The following is a 16,165-nucleotide window of genomic DNA, read 5'->3' on the forward strand; positions in this document are numbered from 1 at the left end:
CTGCGCTCTCATTCTTCTCTCCTGGCGAAAGTGGCCGATCGGGGACATGTCTGAATAGATGACCGACGACTAAGCGGCGCTGGTCGAAAGCGCGGTGTGACAGCCCCAGGCTCGAGCAGCCAAATTTCCGGTGACATCCAAGCTCCGAGCACACCGCAATTTCCGGGCGAAATTCCGGAGGCTACGCCGCTGCAGGAAGTGGCTTGACCCTGATGCGCTTCCCAATCACCCGCGCCTGCGCCAGATCGTGCGCCGCCTGCATCCGCATCAGCGTGTCGGCGCGCAGACCCAACGCCTTTTTCGAAGCGGATTGCCATTTCGACGGAGAGGCCGGCATTGCCGTTGAGGAGGTTGCTCATCGCCTGGCGGGTCACGCCCAGCTTCTCGGCCGCGGCGGTGACGCTGAGGCCGTAAGGTTCCACGATCTCAGTCCTGAGCCACGCGTTGGGATGGACGGCGAAGCTCGCATGAAGCTTGGTGGCCATCAATGATAATCCTCTAGGTCCAACGAGGGCCTTTCCATCAATGGTATGTGCTGAGGCAGGTACCTTGCAATGCAGGACGTCGTCTGAAACGTTGGCATGTTCCGATCTTGTTCCAGCGAGGTCAGCCTGTCCGATCGCCGCCAGCTTGTGCCCTCAAAACTCCTCTCGCCGGGGAGGGGCGCTTGCGGAAGGAAATCCCCCGCGATTCCATGTGATTTTCGTCCAGTCGTGACCTTCCGCGCCGTCGTTGACCCCCTCATTGGGAGCAGAGCCGCACACCCGAGGAGGGCCTTCACGATTTTCGCGGGACATCGTGAACTTCATGAACTTCACCTCGCCGCGGCCGCCCTCCCGGAAGAGCGCACCGGCTCCCAAGTCGGGAACGCGAGGGGCTTCAAAGGGTTGGATCGACGTTGCCCCAGCTTCGAAAGTTCGCGTCCATGGTCGATGAGCAGGAAGTCGCTGCCATTCCGCTCGTCGAGGAGCGCGTCCTCGTCGACAAGCGCCAAATCGAGGCCGGCCGCACGCGCATCCGCGTCTCCGTCGCCGAGCGCGAGGAGCAGGTGCCGGTCGAGCTCACCCATGACGAAGTCGAGATCGAGCGGGTGCCGAAGAACGTGGCGCTTGCGAGCCTGCCGAGCGTCCGTCTCGAAGGCACCACCACCATCATCCCGGTCGTTGAGGAAGTGGTGGTGGTCGAGAAACGCCTCGTCCTCGTCGAGGAGATCCACGTCCGCCGCAGGAGCCGCACCGACCGGCACGAGGTCCCCGTCACGCTCCGCGCCGAGCAGGTCGACATCGACCGGGAACCCTCTGCTTCGCCCGCCGCCGCACCTCCACCCTCATAGGGAAGACCGCCACATGACCCGCGTCGTCACCGCGCTTTACGAGTCGCTTCCCCAGGCCGAGCTGGCGCTCGCCCATCTCAACAGCGAAGTGGGGATCGAAGAAGGTGACATCGTCGATGGCAGCGTCGCCGGCCGCACCCGGCTAGCCCGCATGAACATCCCCGCCGAGGAGCGCGCCGCCTGCGAGCGCGAGCTGGGGCAGGGCGGCTTCCTGCTGATCGCCCAGGTCGACGAGGCCCACGACCGCAGTCGCATCGACAAGCTCCTCAAGGCCATCCCGCGCGACGGTCTCGGCAAATCGGATGCGCACAAGCAAGGCGCGGGCGGTTTCTTCGACTTCCTCTTCGGCGAACAGAAGGCGCCCGAGCCCGCCGCGTCGGCGCCCATGCCGGCGCCTGCCGCCCGGCCGGTTTCGTCGCCGCCGCACGGCACGGTCGGCGAGTTCGAGGGCTTCCGTGTCGAGGACCCGAAGGCGCCGCAGCCCGCCGCCGCTCCGGCCGCCGCGAGTGCAAGCGCGCCGCCCGCCGCACCGCCTCCCGAGCCCCGCCTCGGCCCGACCGAAGGCTTCCGCGTCGAAGATCCTGCCGAGAAAGCGCCGGACCCGCCCGAGCCGGAGGAAACGGAGCAGCGCATCCCGATCGTAGAGGAGGAGCTCAGGATCGGCAAGCGCGAGGTGCTGCGCGGCGGCGCCCGCGTCCACGCGCGCATCGAGGAGCATCCGGTGCGCGAGGAGGTGGAACTGCTCGCCGAGCTGACCAGCATCGAGCGCCGTCCGGCGGCGCGACGCCTCAGCGAGCAGGAGCTCGAGGAAGGCGGCCTGCTGCGCGAGCGCGTGATCGAGATCACCGAGATGCGGGAGGAAGCGGTGGTCTCCAAGGAGGCCTTCGTCCGCGAGGAGCTGGTGGTCAAGAAGACCGTCGAGCGCCGCACCGAGATCATCGAGGACACCGTCCGCCGGACCAGGGTCGAAACCGAGCGCCTCCCCGCCGCCGAGGACCGGCCGGCCTTCGGCGGCTTCAGCGCGAGGAGCCGGGACGAGACCGGCGGCCGCTGACGCATCGACTGGCGGGGCGGGGGCGGGGAACCTCTTGAGTTCCCTCCGGTTAACCGTGGCACCCACCGCCTACGGAGTTCCCGCCAAGTGCTCGCCATGGATTACAGGGGCCCTTATCGGGTCCGCACCGAAGAAAAGCCGATGCCGAGGATCGAGCATCCGCGCGACGCCATCGTCAAGGCCACGCGCTCCTGCATCTGCGGGTCGGACCTCCACCTCTATCACGGCATGGTCCCGGATTGCCGCGTCGGCACCACCTTCGGCCACGAATTCACCGGCATCGTCGAGGAACTGGGCGAGGAGGTCACCAATCTCAAGGTTGGCGATCACGTCCTGGTGCCGTTCAACATCGCCTGCGGCCAGTGCCATTTCTGCAAGCAGGGCCTCTACGGCAATTGCCACGAATCCAACCCGATGGCGACCGCGGTGGCCGGCATCTACGGCTATTCGCACACCGCCGGCGGGTATGACGGCGGCCAGGCGCAATATGTCCGCGTCCCCTATGCGGATTTCGGCCCGACCGTCATTCCGGACTGGATGGACCCGGACGACGCCGTCCTCCTCACCGACGTCGTCCCCACCGGCTACCAGGCGGCGGAGATGGGCGGCATCCAGCAGGGCGACACCGTCCTCGTCCTCGGCGCCGGCCCGGTCGGCCTGCTCGCCGCGCGCTCGGCCTGGCTGTTCGGCGCCGGCCGCGTCATCGTCCTCGACCAGTTCGACTATCGCCTCGAATTCGCCCGCACCTACTGCCCGGCCGAGGTCTACAATTTCAAGGAGTTGGACGACGTCGTCACCTTCATGAAGAAGACCACCGACGGCCTCGGCGTCGACGTCGCGATCGATGCGGTCGGCGGCGATGCCAAGGGCAATTTCCTCCAGACCCTGTTCGGCACCAAGATGAAGCTGGAGGCCGGCAACGCCATCGCCGCCCACTGGGCGATCAACTCGGTCAAGAAGGGCGGCATCGTCTCGATCGTCGGCGTCTACGGCCCGACCGGCAACATGGTCCCCTTGGGCAACATCGTGAACAAGGGCCTCACGATCCGCGCCAACCAGGCGGCGGTGAAGCGCCACATCCCCAAGCTCATCGAGCATGTGAAGGAAGGGCGGATCGACCCCAAGGGCATCATCACCCACCGCGTGCCGCTGGAGGATGTCGCCGACGCCTACCACATCTTTGCGGCCAAGCTCGACAATTGCATTAAGCCGGTGCTGCTGCCCAATGGCTGAGGGAAATCACATGACCGACGAACGCACCCGCATCGCCGCCCGCCAGGGCCAGATCGACCCCAGGAGCGTCATCGGCTGGGGCGTCGATGCCAATCCGGAGAACGACCCCACCTACCCCTATCGCGACCGCTCGGTCGACGAGGGGCTGACCAAGGACTGGCAGCGCCCGCCGCAGCAGGAGAGCGAGGTCGAGATCCTCCAGTCGATCGAGCATATCCGTACCCCCGCCGTGTTCGGCACCTCGACGCCGCCTTCGGGCGTCAGCGGCATGATGCGCCGAGCCGCCTTCCGCTGGAGCGAGTCCAACTGGCTTCACTGGCTGCTGCTGATGGGCGCCGATCGGGTGAACGTGGCCGAGGGCGTCGCCCAGGATCTCGCCCGCGGCAAGATCCCGAACATCCCCGCCGAAATGGGCGCCAAGTCCGAATGGCGGCACAACAAAAAAGGCTTTGTCATCAAGACGGCGGTCGTGCTGGGCGCCACCGCCGGCCTGGTCGCGCTGGTGCGGTCGAGGCGGCGGAGCGAGCCGTCTACGCGGGACTTCGAGCGATATGATGAGGCGATGGGCGACCTCGGCGATGCCGGCGGCGCGCCGAGCATCGGAGGGCCGGCGGTTTAGGCGGCAGAGCAGCGGCTTTCCTTCCGCAGGGCGTCGGCTCCACCGCAACTCCCGCGATCGTGACTAGCTCAAGCGGTCCGGATTGGCCGCTTGCCCTCGTCTCTCGCGATGATAAAGCCTCGGCAGCGTAGGACCGACAATCATCAATGCTGTCGGCGATTTATTCCATATCCCTGTCCGCTAGCGTCAAACCAGGCTCGGTTCGATCTTGTCTCGCTAAGAAATATGAGAACCATTCCGAACGTGCTCTGCTCTGCCGTCATACTGGCAGGACTGATGGTAACGGCGCCGGCGCCGGCCCAGAACACCCCCGCCAAGCCTGACTCGCCGGAGGCCGAGCACCTCGAGGATCATGAGGAGGAGGTCGAGGAGATCATCGTCCAGGGCACGCGCACACGCCGCCGCATCCAGGACGAACCGATCCGGGTCGAGGTGATCGTGCGCGAGGAAATCGAGGAAAAGCTCCTCATGCGCCCCGGCAACATCGCCATGCTGGTCAACGAGACGCCGGGCATTCGAGTCCAGGTCACTTCGCCTGCGTTGGGAGCGGCCAATATTCGCGTGCAGGGACTGGAAGGGCGATACACGCAGCTTCTGGCGGACGGGCTTCCGCTCTACGGCGGCCAGGCCTCTTCGCTCGGGCTCCTGCAAATCCCACCGACCGACCTTGGCCAAGTCGAGGTGATCAAGGGTGCCGCCTCGGCCCTATACGGGCCGTCAGCGCTCGGTGGCGTCATCAACCTCGTCTCGCGCCGGCCGAGCGACACGCTGGAAGCCGAGGCCCTGCTGAATGCCACGACCCGCGACGGCCAGGACTTCACAAGCTACGTTTCCGGTCCGCTCGGCGGCCGGTGGGGCGTGTCATTGACTGGCGGCGCGCACCGTCAAGGCCGTGACGATCTGGACGGCGACGGGTGGATCGACATCGCTGCCTACGAACGGTTTACCGCGCGCCCGCGCCTGTTCTGGGAAGGCGCGAACGGCGCTTCCTTGTTCGTCACGCTCGGCGCGCTGACAGAGGACAGGTCGGGCGGGACTCTGCCGGGCCGCACGACACCGGATGGGAGACCGTTCCCGCAGGCCCAGGAAACGGAGCGGCTCGATGCAGGGCTTGGCGCCGAACTTCTGCTGGAAGGGATTGGCACGCTTGGCCTGCGCGCATCGGGCATGACCCAGGACCACCGCCACACCTTCGGCGAAGTGATCGAGGACGACCGGCACAACACGATGTTTGCCGAAGCCACGCTCGCCCGCCGCTCAGGCGCGACCTCCTGGGTCGGCGGTATCGCATTCCAGCGCGATAGCTACCGTTCCGACAGCTTTCCCGCCTTCAACTACAGCTATGCAGTGCCTGGCCTGTTCGCGCAGCTTGAGCATGAGGCTCGGGACAATTTCACGCTTGCCGCGAGCGGCCGGGTCGACTTCCACAGCGCATATGGCACTCAATTCAGCCCGCGCTTATCGGGGCTCTGGCGCCCCGGGCCGTGGACCCTGCGCGCCTCCTACGGCCGCGGCTTCTACGCGCCGACGCCGTTCGTCGAGGAGATAGAAGATGCCGGCCTTTCGCGGCTCGAACCGCCGCAGGGCCTGACGGCGGAAACGGCGGAGAGCGGCTCCCTCGACATCGGTTATGCGCGAGGACCCATCGAGACGAGCCTCACCTTCTTCACCTCAACCATCAATCATGCGACCCGGCTGGTGCCGACCGCGGCCGACCGGGTGCGGCTGGTGAACGTCGAAGGCGACACGAAGGTGCGTGGCTCCGAACTGCTGCTCCGATATCGCCGAGCGCCGTTCACCGTCACTGGAAGCTACGTCTTCATGGACGCCAGCGAGCCGGGTGAAACCGGCAGCGCGCGCCGGCCAACTCCACTCGTGCCACGCCACGCCGCCGGGCTGGTGGCAGTGTGGGAACGCCATGGGCGCGGCCGCATCGGTGTTGAGGCTTACTACACCGGCAAGCAGCCCCTGGAGGACAATCCGTACCGCACAGAGAGTCGTCCATACCTCCACGTCGGCATCCTAGGCGAGCTTGCCGTGGGCCGTGTGCGCCTGTTCGCCAACGCTGAGAACATCCTCGGTGTTCGCCAGACCCGCTATGATCCGCTACTCCTGCCGCAGCGCCTGCCGGACGGGCGCTGGACCGTGGATGTTTGGGCACCGACCGAAGGTTTTATCTTGAACGCCGGACTGCGACTCCGTTTCGGCCGCGAGGAATAACAAGCGGGATCGGTGCCGCCCCGGCTGCCCGCGCCTAGCTGCGATCGACTTCGCGCTTAGCAATGTCCGTCGTCTCGGTACGGGCGACGTTCGTCTGCGAGAATGCCAGGGTCCAGCGCGGCTGGGAGGATCCGCCGACCGCTCAACCCTCCTCCCGCAACCGCGCCGCCAGCTGTTCGATCTCATCCGGGTTGAGCAGCCACGTCCTCGTCTTCTGGCCTTCGCGGGGGACGGGCTGGGTCAGCAGGATGCGGGCCTGCGCCTTCGCGAAGGGCTTGAAGATCGCGAAGTGCATGGCGCACTCGCGGACTGTGCCAATTACCGGCGCCTTGCCGTCGAGGTCGATCAAGGTCGCGGGCTGATCCCAGGGAATGGCGGGCATGTGCGTCTCCGATTGCCGCGCTCCGACACCAGCAAAGCGGCCGGAGATCAAGCCTCGGGCTCGCCGCGTCACGGGTTCGCCGCTTCAGGCCGGGCGGTCGCCCATCTTCTCGCCGAGGCGCACCGGCCGTTCCGGCGCCCAGTCCGGGTTGAAGGCGATCGTGCCCGGCCGGAACAGCATCACGATGGTCGAGCCGAGCAGGAAACGGCCCATTTCCTCGCCTTTCCTCAGCAGGATCTCCTGGTCGCCATATGTCCATGCGGAGACCTTGCCGGTGCGCCGGGGATTGACCACGCCGTGCCACACGGTCGCCATGCTGCCGACGATGGTGGCGCCGACCAGCACCATCACGAACGGGCCGTGCTCCGGCGATTCGAAGACGCACACGACGCGCTCGTTGCGCGCGAACAGGTTCGGCACGCCGCGCGCGGTGACGGGGTTCACCGAGAACAGGGCGCCCGGCACATAGATCATCCGCGTCAGCTGGCCGTCGCAGGGCATGTGCAGGCGGTGATAATCTCTCGGCGAGAGATAGAGGTTGGCGAAGCTGCCGTGGCGGAACTCGGCCGCCAGCGCGGCGTCGCCGCCGACCAGCTCGGTGGTGGTGAAGCGGTGCCCCTTTGCCTGCAGCATGTGATGGTCGTCGATCGCGCCGAGCTGGCTGATCGCGCCGTCCACCGGGGAGACGAAATCGGCGTCCGCCAGCGGGCGGGCGCCGGTCTTGAGCGGGCGGGTGAAGAAGTCGTTGAAGCTCTTGTAGCTGGCGATGTCGGCATTCTCCGCCTCGTCCATGGCGACATTATATTTGCCGACGAACCAGCGGATCAGCCGGGTCGTCATCGCGCCGCCCTGCGCCCCGGCGACGCGGCCGGCGAAACCGGTCAGATGCTGCTTGGGCAGGACGTATTGCAGCAGGACCTTCAGGCGATCTGACATGATGAGCCTCGTGAACTGGATACCCGACCTAGAGGGTAACCAAACGCGCGGCCACCGTCAGAAGGCTCCACGGCTGCGATGCACTTCATGAACGTCCGCAGGGCGGCGCTCGGGAAGGCCGCGGTCGGCAGTCGGCTTCGTCGCGCGGATTTGCGTCTCTGCCGACAGGTCGAAGCGGAACGGGGCTTCGTCGCCCGGCGCTACCCTCTCGGCGCCGCTCGGGCACAATCGCCGCCTCCAACATGGGGTAGACCGCATGCCGATCGAACCGCCGCACGCCCAGGCCGCGCTCCAGGCCTATCTCGCCCATATCGGCTATCGCGGCGAGCCGGAGCCCTGCCTCGCCACGCTCGCCGAATTGAGCCGCCTCCACATGGACGCCTTCGTCTACGAGAATGTCGACGTCCAGCTCGGCCGCCACGTCACGCGGGATCCGCGGGCGGCGTTCGCCAAGATGGTCGGTGAGGGGAGGGGCGGCTGGTGCTTCGAATATAACGGCCTGTTCGCCTGGATGCTGGAGCTCGCCGGCTTTCGCGTGCTCCATCTCGCCGGCGCGGTCATGCGCGAGGCGGCCGGCGACAAGATGGTCGGCAACCATCTCGTGCCGGTCGTGGTGCTCGACCGGCTCTACATGGCAGACGTCGCGATGGGCGTGATGCCGGTGCCGCTCGTCGAGGGGCCGATCGAGCAGGACTGGCGCCGCTACGCGCTCGAGCGGACCCGGGACGGCTGGTGGCGCTTCCGCAACCATAAGGGCGTGCTGCCGCCCTCGTTCGATTTCTCGCTCGATTGCCAGGACGGGGCCCTGCTCGATGCGGGGAGCGATTTCCTGCAGACCGATCCCGCCTCGCCGTTCGTGCGCAACGCGATCGTCCAGCGCTTCCTGCCCGACCGGATCGAAACCCTGGTCGGGCGCAGCCTGAGCGTCATCGACGCCGCCGGCGAGCGCGTCACCGAGCTCCATTGCCGCGACGCTTATGGCCGGGTGCTGCGCGAGAAATTCGGCCTTTATTTGCCGGAGCTGGACGCGCTCTGGTCGCGGGTCAGCCTCGCCTCGGGCGCCGGCTTTCTAGACGGCATGGACGAGGCCGCCTGAGGCGCGGCTTACGGCTGGGCGGCCGCTTCCGGGAGCTTGTCGTCGGAGGCGTTGGCGGAGGCCGTGAGGGCGCCGGTCAGGCATAACGCGGCGACGGCCACGAACAAAAAGGGAAGGTGCTTCAACTGCAACTGCATAACGCCCCCGAACAGGAGAGATAAGTCTCTCTGTAGCCACGGTGAATCACCGGAATCTTGCGATCAATGTGAAAACCCGCGCTAAGCATTCTTCGCTGTCGATTTTGCCCACCTGTTGCGCCGGCGCAACGAATGGCGGCCACGGCGGCTCGCCGGTTGCAATGTAGGACCTCGCCTGTCAGCCTCGCCGCGATCCAAGCTCGAAGAGGTCCGCATGCCCGATCGCCTCCCGCTCCCGCCTTCGGCCGCTCTCGCGCGGCGTGGACGCCTGAGGCGGGGGGCCCCCGAAATTTCATGGGCCCTTAGTGACTTTCGTGACTTTTGCGCCACGCCTGGCGCAGTCGCGCATGACTTCGGATCGCTCGTGCAACGAAAAGGCTCTGCGAAGGTTTGGCCCCGCATGAAGAGCCTCATCCCGGCAGCCTGCGCCTGCCTCCTCGCCATGTCCTTCGTTGCACCCGCCGCCGCCCAGGAGCGGCGCAGCATCGACGCCCGCGTCGGTCTCGGCGTCGAAGTGAAGCCCGATTATCCGGGCGCGGACGAGGTGAGCTTCGGCCCGCTCGTCAATGTCGACATCCGCCGCGGCGACGACGAGTTCGAGTTCGAGGCGCCCGACGAGAGCTTCGGCTTCTCGGTCGTCTCGGCCGGCGGCTTCAAGTTCGGCCCGGCCCTCAACATCGAGGGCAGCCGCAGGCCCAGCGAGGTCGGCGCGGAGGTGGACAAGGTGTCGACCACCTTCGAGGCGGGCGGCTTCGCGCAGATTGCGCTCGGCGAGTCCTTCCGGTTGCGCACCGAGCTGAGGCAGGGGATTGGCGGCCATGACGGCCTGGTCGGCAATGTCGGCGCCGACTTCATCGCCCGCGACGGCGACAAATATGTGTTCTCGCTGGGGCCGCGGCTGCTGTTCAGCGACGGCAAGTATCAGCGCGCTTATTTCGGCGTGACGCCCGAGGTCGCCGTCCGCACTGGTCTGGCGCAATTCCGCCCCGACGGCGGCATCTACGGCGTCGGCGCGACCGCCGGCTTCCTCACCCAGCTCGGCGGACCCTTCGGCCTCTATGCCTATGCGCGCTACGACCGGCTGCTGGAGGACGGCAAGAACTCACCGATCACGCGCGGCTTCGGCTCCGCCGACCAGTTTTCCGGCGGCCTGGCGCTCACCTACACCTTCAGCGTGAGGCGCTGAGCGCCGCAGCTATTTCGAAGCGAACTGGCCTGCTTCCGCTCCGAAATGCGTCTTTGCATGGGCCCGGGCGGCGTTGGCGGTCTTGAAGCTTTCCTCGACCATGGTCGTGGTCACCAGGGGATAGCCCTGGCTGTTGTAGCGCGTCTCGCGGACGGTGAGGCGGACATTGCCCGTCTCGTCCTTGGCGATGAGGAAGGGGCGGATCGCGGCTCGTGACATCTGATGTTCTCCAAAGAAAGGCTCCTCCCCACTAGGACGCGGGAAGGAGCGGGAAGTTGCTAGCCGATCGTTGCGGCGACGATGCGCCGGATTTCGTGATCGGGAAGGATGCCGGAGCGGATCGCTGCGGCGCTGCAATTCGGGTGGGTCGCCATCTGGCGCTCGATCCCGAAGGGCAGGAAAAGCTTCGGCCGGTTCGGCCGGATCGTGTCGATATTCATGATTTCCTTGGGCGGCCTCTTGCCGCCGTCTCAGTGTAGGTGCCGATGCACCGCGGCTCCTTACCGCCGGAAAGTCCGGCGCGGGCCGCCACCGCCCTGGCCGGGCGTCTTCTCGCGGAAGATGATCCGCCCCTTGGAAAGGTCGTAGGGCGTCATCTCGACATGCACGCGGTCGCCGACCACGGAGCGAATGCGGAACTTGCGCATCTTCCCCGCCGTGTAGGCGATGATCCGGTGCTCGTTGTCGAGCATCACGCCGAAGCGTCCGTCGGGCAGGATCTCGTCGATCTGCCCTTCCATGGTGAGAAGTTCTTCCTTGGCCAATTGCGGTCCTTTGCGCTCGGCATCGTTCATCCGGCGCGCGCACATCGCGCGGCGGAGCCAGGCAGCATGTTAGGGAAGGCGGGGCCGGCAAGCGGCCGTCGAAATCCGTCGCAGGCGACGTCAGCCCGACCGATATGGGCGCATCGTCCCTAATTTGCAATGAACGGCCGCTTCCCGAGCCACCCACTGCTTTCGCCCGCGCCGTTACGGGGTTCGTGACGCTCGTCGAACGAAACCGGCTGCTTGTCGAGGAGCCTCTGTGACGGCGCCCGCGCCCCGTGAAGGGTTCGCCGGGGCGTAGCGACGGGAGCTTGATAGCATGCGTTCGAACGACAAGGGCATCGTCCGCTGGCTGGCCGCAGCAATCCTGGCCGCCGCCGCCGTGCCGGCCGCCGCCCAGCGGGCGAGCGAGAATGCGGTGCGCTCCGCCGACGACGCCTTCGGCACCAGCGTCGGCAATGAACGGGTCGGCCTCTATTCCCCGTTCGGCGCGCGCGGCTTCAGTCCCGTTCAGGCCGGCAACGTCCGCATCGAAGGCCTCTATTTCGACTATCAGGCGGATCTGAACGAGCGGCTCATCGCAGGCTCGAACGTTCGCGTCGGCCTCTCGGCGCAATCCTATCCGTTCCCTGCGCCGACGGGTGTCGGCGACTTCTCGCTCCGCAAACCGGGTGACGAGGCGGTGTTGAGCGTGGTCGGCGGCTTTGGCCCGTTCGGCGGCCTGCGGTTCGAGATGGACGGCCAGCTCCCGCTTGGGGAGACGCTCGGCATCGCCGCGGGCGTGGGCGTTAACAAGGAGGAGATGTTCTTCGGCGGCGATCGGACGGTGCTGAACGCCGCCGTCATTTCGCGCTGGCGCCCTACGGAGAACATCGAGATCATGCCGTTCTGGAGCATCGCCGACTTTTCCGGCTCGGAGCCGCAGCCGATCATCTTCACGGCCGGCGATTTCCTGCCGCCCCGGATCGAGCGCCGCGTCTATGTTGGCCAGCCCTGGGCGCGCAGCCGCTTTCGCGGCACCAATTACGGCGTTCTTTCCAGCTTCGGGCTGGACGAGGCGACGACGCTGCGGGCGGGTCTGTTCCGCTCGGATTTCGAGAATGGGCTGAACTTCACCGACCTCGCCCTGAACACCACCGCGGACGGCATCGCAGACCGGCTCCTGATTGCGGAGGCGGACCGGCGCTTCGCATCCACCTCCGGCGAGGTTCGCCTCTCGCGCCGCTTTGACGAGGGCGACCGCCGGCACATTCTCCACCTGGCCGTGCGCGGTCGGGAGCAGAAGAGGCGCTATGGCGGTGGCCAGACGATCTCTCTCGGCCGCGCCCGGATCGACGAGCCCATCTCGTTCGCAGAGCCCGAACTCGAGTTCGGGCCGCAGACCCGGGACCAGGTCCGGCAGTTCACCGCCGGTCTCGGCTATGAGGGGCGGTGGCGCGATCGGGGCGAGCTCAGCCTCGGCCTTCAGAAGACCGACTACCGAAAGGAGGTCGAGACGCCCACGGGAGCGCTGCCGGTCAGCACCGACAGCCCCTGGCTGATGAACGGCACGCTGTCCGTCTATGCCGGCAAGAGCCTGATCTTCTACGCAGGCTACACCAAGGGCCTGGAGGAAAGCCCGGTCGCGCCGGAGGTCGCGCGCAACAAGGATGAGGCGCCGCCGGCCATCATCACCGAACAGATGGATGCGGGGCTGCGCTACGTCATCTCCGACGGTCTTCGCCTGGTCGCAGGCGTCTTCGACGTGAAGAAGCCCTATTATGCGCTCGACAACAGCCTGCTCTTCGCCAACCTCGGCACCGTCCGCCATCGCGGCGTCGAGCTGTCGCTGGCGGGCCAGATTGCGCCGCGGGTCAATGTGGTCGCAGGCACCGTCTTCCTCGACGCCACGCTGAGCGGTGAGGCGGTCGGACAGGGGCTGGTCGGAAAGCGGCCGGTCAACGCTATCGGCCGCGTGAGCAGCGCGGCGCTCGAATATAGCGTGCCATGGGTCGAGGGCCTGTCGGTCGACCTCTATTATGAGAGCACCAGCGACCGGACCGCGAACCGCCAGAATACGCTGGAGGTGCCGGCCCGCTACATCGTGTCGCCAGGCGTCCGCTACCGCTTCAATATCGGCGACAAGCCAGCCTCGTTCCGGGCGCAGGTGGCGAGCGCCAACAACGTCTACGGCTACAATGTGATCGGCGAGGGCGTTTACTATAATGTCCCGCGGCGCTTCTCCATGAGCCTCGTCGCCGACCTCTGAGGCGTTAACAAGGGTGTCGGGCGCACTGGTTCGCACGCAATTTACTAACCTTTGTGTGCGATGCGGGCGCAATGGGCAAAGGATTGCGCGCGTCGGATAGCGAGGGGAAGAAGCGGGGGTCGCCGCGCTTCCGCCTGCTCGCCTGGTCGCTGCTGGTGGCCCTGATCTTCGGCATCACCGATATCGGCAAGCCGATCGAGGACGCCCTGCGCAACGGCCGCGACCTTATCCGCAAGCACGACGCCAGCGGCGAGATCGTCGTCGTGGCGCTCGACGATCGCAGCATCGAGCGGCTGGCGCGCTGGCCCTGGCCGCGCCGCCATCACGCTGCCCTAGTCGACGAACTCAGCCGGCTCGGCGCGCGCCGCATCTTCTTCGACCTCGACTTCGCCGCCGCTTCGGATCCGAAGGAGGACCGGCTGATGGCCGAGGCTCTTGCCCGGCACCGTGGCAAGGTAGTGCTCGCGGTCCAGGCGATCTTCGATCCGGAAACGGGCAAGAAGACCTTCAACTATCCGATCCCCGCTTTCGCGGCCAACGCGGACAAGGCATCGATCACCGTCGACTACGACTTTCGCGGCATCGTCTGGGACATTCCCTACGGGCTCAACACGGGCCTCAAGACCTATCCCTCCTTCGCCGCCCAGCTGGCGGGAAAGAGGGGGCCGATCGAAGCCGGCGTGCCGATCGACTATTCGATCGACTATCGCAGCATCCCGACCGTAAGCGCCGTGGACGTGATCGATCGCAAGCTCGACACCGGATCGCTCGCCGGCAAAACGGTGATCGTCGGGCCGACCGCAATCCAGCTCGGCGATACCTGGTTCGTCCCCGGCGCGGGCCGGCTGGGCGGCGTCTACCTGCACGTGCTCGGCGCGGAGACGCTGAAGGCGGGCGCGCCGCGCGCCATTGGCTGGCTGCTTCCGCTGGTCTTGGCGCTGGCGCTCAGCGCGGCGGCGCTTCTGCCGCGTCGCGCGGCGGCGGCGCTGGCGGTGCTCGGTACCGGCATCGTGGCGGTGCTGACTGTGCCGCTGCTGCTCGAAAACCTCCGCATCTACGCGAATATCGTGCCCTCTCTGCTGCTGCTGACCATCATCGCGGCGCGCGTCAGCTGGCTCGCCTTCCGCCAATCCTATAGCGAGAAGGCGGTCACCCACCCGCTGTCGGGCCTGCCCAATCTCAACGCTCTTCGCGCGGAGAATGGCGGTCTCCAGCGACCGCTGATCGCGGCGCGCATCACCAATTATGCGGAGATCACCTCCTCGCTGCCGGCTGAAATGGAGAAGAGCCTGGTCGAGCAGATCGCGGCCCGCCTGCGGCTGGGGAGCTCCGGACAGACGCTTTACCAGGGCGACGAAGGCGTGTTCGCCTGGTTCGCCGACGACGAGATGGCGGTGACGCTCACCGACCACCTCAACGCCTTGCACTCCCTGTTCAGGAGCCCGATCGTCGTCGACGGCACGCAGCTCGATCTCGTCGTGACCTTCGGCATCGAGCGCGGCAGCGCCCGCTCGGTCGCGAACCGCCTCGGCAGTGCCCTCGTCGTTGCGGACGAGGCTGCGGCCGAGGGGCACAAGTGGAAGGAATATGATGCGGCGCGGCTCAAGGAAGCGCCTTGGCGGCTCTCTCTGCTCAGCCAGCTGGACGCGGCGATCGATGCCGGCGAGCTCTGGGTCGCCTATCAGCCCAAGCTCGACCTCAAGACGCGGCGGACGATCGGCGCCGAAGCTCTGGTGCGCTGGACGCATCCGGAGAAGGGGCCGATCAGCCCAGCCGAGTTCGTGCTCGCCGCCGAACAGAGCGGCCGCATCCAGAAGCTGACCAGCTATGTGCTCGAGCGGGCGGTGCAGGCCGCGGCCGAGATCAACGCCCACGGCATCCCCTTCGGCATCGCCGTCAACCTCTCGGCCCGCCTGATCGACGATCCCCAGCTCCCGGAGAAGATCGGCCGGGTGCTGCGCGCGCACGGTCTCGGGCCTGAGCTGCTGACGCTCGAGATCACGGAGACGGCCGCGCTCGGCACGACCAGCGCCCACCTCGAGAATCTCGCCCGGCTGCGTGAGCTCGGCATCCAGATTTCGGTGGACGATTATGGCACCGGCTTGTCGACCCTGGACTATCTCAAGAAGATCCCGGCAAACGAGATCAAGATCGACAAGAGCTTCGTCCAGGCCATGCATCGCAACCAGGGCGACCGCGTGATCGTCGATTCGACCATCCAGCTCGCCCACTCCCTGGGGCGCCGGGTCGTTGCCGAAGGTGTCGAGGATCGGGAGGCGCTTTACGCCCTCAGCCTCATGGGCTGCGACGTTGCCCAAGGATTTTTCATTGGCAGACCAATACCTTTAGGCTCGTTGATGCGTCAGCTTCTCGACGAGCAGGGGGAAAGGGTTGCTGCTTTGGGTTAATGGCTTGCTAACCTTACCCGTAACGGTTAAAAGATCTCTGTCGACCGCGGCAATCGTGACGCGTGCGAACAGGGGATCGACCGATGGACAAGGATCAGGTCAAGCAGCTCGAGTGGAGCTTCTGGGACTGGCTCTTCGGTGGCAGCGGTAGCGCAGGCGCCGGCGGCAAAGGCTGAAGACAAGGTAAAAACCCCGGCCTAGGCTGGGGTTTTTCGTATCTGCGTCGCTCGACATCACCGCACGCCGGCGGCGCTGCGGCCTTGTTCCATATCTGAGTTCCAGCGCGGACTCTGGTCGTGCGGTGTGTTCAAGCGCGCTGTCGCTTCGCACCCCTCACTCTTTCGCTCATCTGATGGCCTAAGAGCTGGGCCGCAGCGCCTCGGCGCAGCTCCAAAAAACAAGTGCCCGGACATTGCTGCCCGGGCACCCGCGTGACGATCTTTCGATCGTCATCCCCCTTGTAAGATGCTTCGGCCCGCGCGCAGTCCCACCTCGCTTGGCACTGCGGGACCGAAGCCTCCCCGAACCCAGGCCAATAGCCTTCGCTCG

Annotated in this window: 16 protein-coding genes; 9 read left to right on the plus strand and 7 right to left on the minus strand. The window is 66.5% G+C overall.

What is annotated here, in order from left to right; translation table 11 throughout:
* Nucleotides 1–8: 8 nt before the first annotated feature.
* Nucleotides 9–485: a helix-turn-helix transcriptional regulator gene (locus AC5JBD_RS13545; RefSeq protein WP_495722345.1), complete on the minus strand. Its 477-nt coding sequence runs from the start codon at nt 483–485 to the stop codon at nt 9–11.
* Between the two features lie 440 nt (nt 486–925).
* Here AC5JBD_RS13545 and AC5JBD_RS13550 point away from each other — a divergent pair, with 440 nt between their 5' ends.
* The 5 genes from AC5JBD_RS13550 (at nt 926) to AC5JBD_RS13570 (ending at nt 6,459) form a co-directional block, all read left to right on the plus strand.
* Nucleotides 926–1,333: a YsnF/AvaK domain-containing protein gene (locus tag AC5JBD_RS13550; protein WP_495722346.1), complete on the plus strand. Its 408-nt coding sequence runs from the start codon at nt 926–928 to the stop codon at nt 1,331–1,333.
* 13 nt (nt 1,334–1,346) lie between these two features.
* The gene (locus AC5JBD_RS13555) at nt 1,347–2,387 is read left to right on the plus strand and encodes a YsnF/AvaK domain-containing protein (protein WP_495722347.1); all 1,041 of its coding nucleotides are present in this window, start codon (nt 1,347–1,349) and stop codon (nt 2,385–2,387) included.
* 141 nt (nt 2,388–2,528) lie between these two features.
* A complete protein-coding gene (locus AC5JBD_RS13560; RefSeq protein WP_495722348.1) occupies nt 2,529–3,620 on the plus strand; it encodes a zinc-dependent alcohol dehydrogenase in 1,092 nt (363 codons plus the stop codon).
* Between the two features lie 10 nt (nt 3,621–3,630).
* Nucleotides 3,631–4,239, plus strand: a complete 609-nt coding sequence (locus AC5JBD_RS13565; RefSeq protein WP_495722349.1) for a hypothetical protein — start codon at nt 3,631–3,633, stop codon at nt 4,237–4,239.
* 225 nt (nt 4,240–4,464) lie between these two features.
* The gene (locus AC5JBD_RS13570) at nt 4,465–6,459 is read left to right on the plus strand and encodes a TonB-dependent receptor plug domain-containing protein (RefSeq protein WP_495722350.1); all 1,995 of its coding nucleotides are present in this window, start codon (nt 4,465–4,467) and stop codon (nt 6,457–6,459) included.
* A gap of 142 nt (nt 6,460–6,601) precedes the next feature.
* Here the strand turns inward: AC5JBD_RS13570 and AC5JBD_RS13575 are convergent, their stop codons facing one another.
* Complete coding sequence (locus AC5JBD_RS13575) at nt 6,602–6,841, minus strand: hypothetical protein (RefSeq protein ID WP_495722750.1); 240 nt, start codon at nt 6,839–6,841, stop codon at nt 6,602–6,604.
* Nucleotides 6,842–6,925: 84 nt separating this feature from the next.
* Complete coding sequence (gene asd, locus AC5JBD_RS13580) at nt 6,926–7,777, minus strand: archaetidylserine decarboxylase (protein WP_495722351.1); 852 nt, start codon at nt 7,775–7,777, stop codon at nt 6,926–6,928.
* 256 nt (nt 7,778–8,033) lie between these two features.
* Here asd and AC5JBD_RS13585 point away from each other — a divergent pair, with 256 nt between their 5' ends.
* On the plus strand, nt 8,034–8,873 hold the full coding sequence (locus tag AC5JBD_RS13585) for an arylamine N-acetyltransferase family protein (protein ID WP_495722352.1): 840 nt from the start codon (nt 8,034–8,036) through the stop codon (nt 8,871–8,873).
* An 8-nt stretch (nt 8,874–8,881) separates the two neighbouring features.
* Here the strand turns inward: AC5JBD_RS13585 and AC5JBD_RS13590 are convergent, their stop codons facing one another.
* Nucleotides 8,882–9,010, minus strand: coding sequence for a hypothetical protein (locus AC5JBD_RS13590; RefSeq protein ID WP_495722353.1), 129 nt, complete (start codon nt 9,008–9,010; stop codon nt 8,882–8,884).
* A 400-nt stretch (nt 9,011–9,410) separates the two neighbouring features.
* Here AC5JBD_RS13590 and AC5JBD_RS13595 point away from each other — a divergent pair, with 400 nt between their 5' ends.
* Nucleotides 9,411–10,196, plus strand: coding sequence for a MipA/OmpV family protein (locus tag AC5JBD_RS13595; protein ID WP_495722354.1), 786 nt, complete (start codon nt 9,411–9,413; stop codon nt 10,194–10,196).
* Nucleotides 10,197–10,205: 9 nt separating this feature from the next.
* Here AC5JBD_RS13595 and AC5JBD_RS13600 read toward each other — a convergent pair whose 3' ends face one another.
* The 3 genes from AC5JBD_RS13600 to infA are packed head-to-tail and all read right to left on the minus strand — an operon-like array spanning nt 10,206 to nt 10,960.
* The gene (locus AC5JBD_RS13600; RefSeq protein ID WP_495722355.1) at nt 10,206–10,415 is read right to left on the minus strand and encodes a hypothetical protein; all 210 of its coding nucleotides are present in this window, start codon (nt 10,413–10,415) and stop codon (nt 10,206–10,208) included.
* A gap of 59 nt (nt 10,416–10,474) precedes the next feature.
* A complete protein-coding gene (locus AC5JBD_RS13605) occupies nt 10,475–10,636 on the minus strand; it encodes a hypothetical protein (protein WP_495722356.1) in 162 nt (53 codons plus the stop codon).
* A gap of 60 nt (nt 10,637–10,696) precedes the next feature.
* Nucleotides 10,697–10,960 carry a translation initiation factor IF-1 gene (gene infA, locus AC5JBD_RS13610; protein ID WP_495722751.1) on the minus strand — a complete coding sequence of 88 codons (264 nt, stop codon included), beginning with the start codon at nt 10,958–10,960 and terminating at the stop codon, nt 10,697–10,699.
* Between the two features lie 319 nt (nt 10,961–11,279).
* Between infA and AC5JBD_RS13615 the strand changes: the two genes are divergently transcribed.
* Nucleotides 11,280–13,208, plus strand: coding sequence for a TonB-dependent receptor domain-containing protein (locus AC5JBD_RS13615; RefSeq protein ID WP_495722357.1), 1,929 nt, complete (start codon nt 11,280–11,282; stop codon nt 13,206–13,208).
* Between the two features lie 71 nt (nt 13,209–13,279).
* Nucleotides 13,280–15,616, plus strand: coding sequence for an EAL domain-containing protein (locus AC5JBD_RS13620; RefSeq protein ID WP_495722358.1), 2,337 nt, complete (start codon nt 13,280–13,282; stop codon nt 15,614–15,616).
* The last annotated feature ends 549 nt before the right edge of the window (nt 15,617–16,165 follow it).

The organism is Allosphingosinicella sp. (assembly GCF_059502505.1).

Bases quoted from the DNA above. Each gene is read 5' to 3' on its own strand.
- AC5JBD_RS13550 (WP_495722346.1), top strand. From the start codon at position 926: ATGGTCGATGAGCAGGAAGTCGCTGCCATTCCGCTCGTCGAGGAGCGC.
- AC5JBD_RS13605 (WP_495722356.1), bottom strand. From the start codon at position 10,636: ATGAATATCGACACGATCCGGCCGAACCGGCCGAAGCTTTTCCTGCCC.
- AC5JBD_RS13560 (WP_495722348.1), top strand. From the start codon at position 2,529: ATGCCGAGGATCGAGCATCCGCGCGACGCCATCGTCAAGGCCACGCGC.
- AC5JBD_RS13590 (WP_495722353.1), bottom strand. From the start codon at position 9,010: ATGCAGTTGCAGTTGAAGCACCTTCCCTTTTTGTTCGTGGCCGTCGCC.
- AC5JBD_RS13575 (WP_495722750.1), bottom strand. From the start codon at position 6,841: ATGCCCGCCATTCCCTGGGATCAGCCCGCGACCTTGATCGACCTCGAC.
- AC5JBD_RS13615 (WP_495722357.1), top strand. From the start codon at position 11,280: ATGCGTTCGAACGACAAGGGCATCGTCCGCTGGCTGGCCGCAGCAATC.
- AC5JBD_RS13595 (WP_495722354.1), top strand. From the start codon at position 9,411: ATGAAGAGCCTCATCCCGGCAGCCTGCGCCTGCCTCCTCGCCATGTCC.
- AC5JBD_RS13545 (WP_495722345.1), bottom strand. From the start codon at position 485: ATGGCCACCAAGCTTCATGCGAGCTTCGCCGTCCATCCCAACGCGTGG.
- AC5JBD_RS13600 (WP_495722355.1), bottom strand. From the start codon at position 10,415: ATGTCACGAGCCGCGATCCGCCCCTTCCTCATCGCCAAGGACGAGACG.
- asd (WP_495722351.1), bottom strand. From the start codon at position 7,777: ATGTCAGATCGCCTGAAGGTCCTGCTGCAATACGTCCTGCCCAAGCAG.
- AC5JBD_RS13565 (WP_495722349.1), top strand. From the start codon at position 3,631: ATGACCGACGAACGCACCCGCATCGCCGCCCGCCAGGGCCAGATCGAC.
- AC5JBD_RS13555 (WP_495722347.1), top strand. From the start codon at position 1,347: ATGACCCGCGTCGTCACCGCGCTTTACGAGTCGCTTCCCCAGGCCGAG.
- AC5JBD_RS13570 (WP_495722350.1), top strand. From the start codon at position 4,465: ATGAGAACCATTCCGAACGTGCTCTGCTCTGCCGTCATACTGGCAGGA.
- AC5JBD_RS13620 (WP_495722358.1), top strand. From the start codon at position 13,280: ATGGGCAAAGGATTGCGCGCGTCGGATAGCGAGGGGAAGAAGCGGGGG.
- AC5JBD_RS13585 (WP_495722352.1), top strand. From the start codon at position 8,034: ATGCCGATCGAACCGCCGCACGCCCAGGCCGCGCTCCAGGCCTATCTC.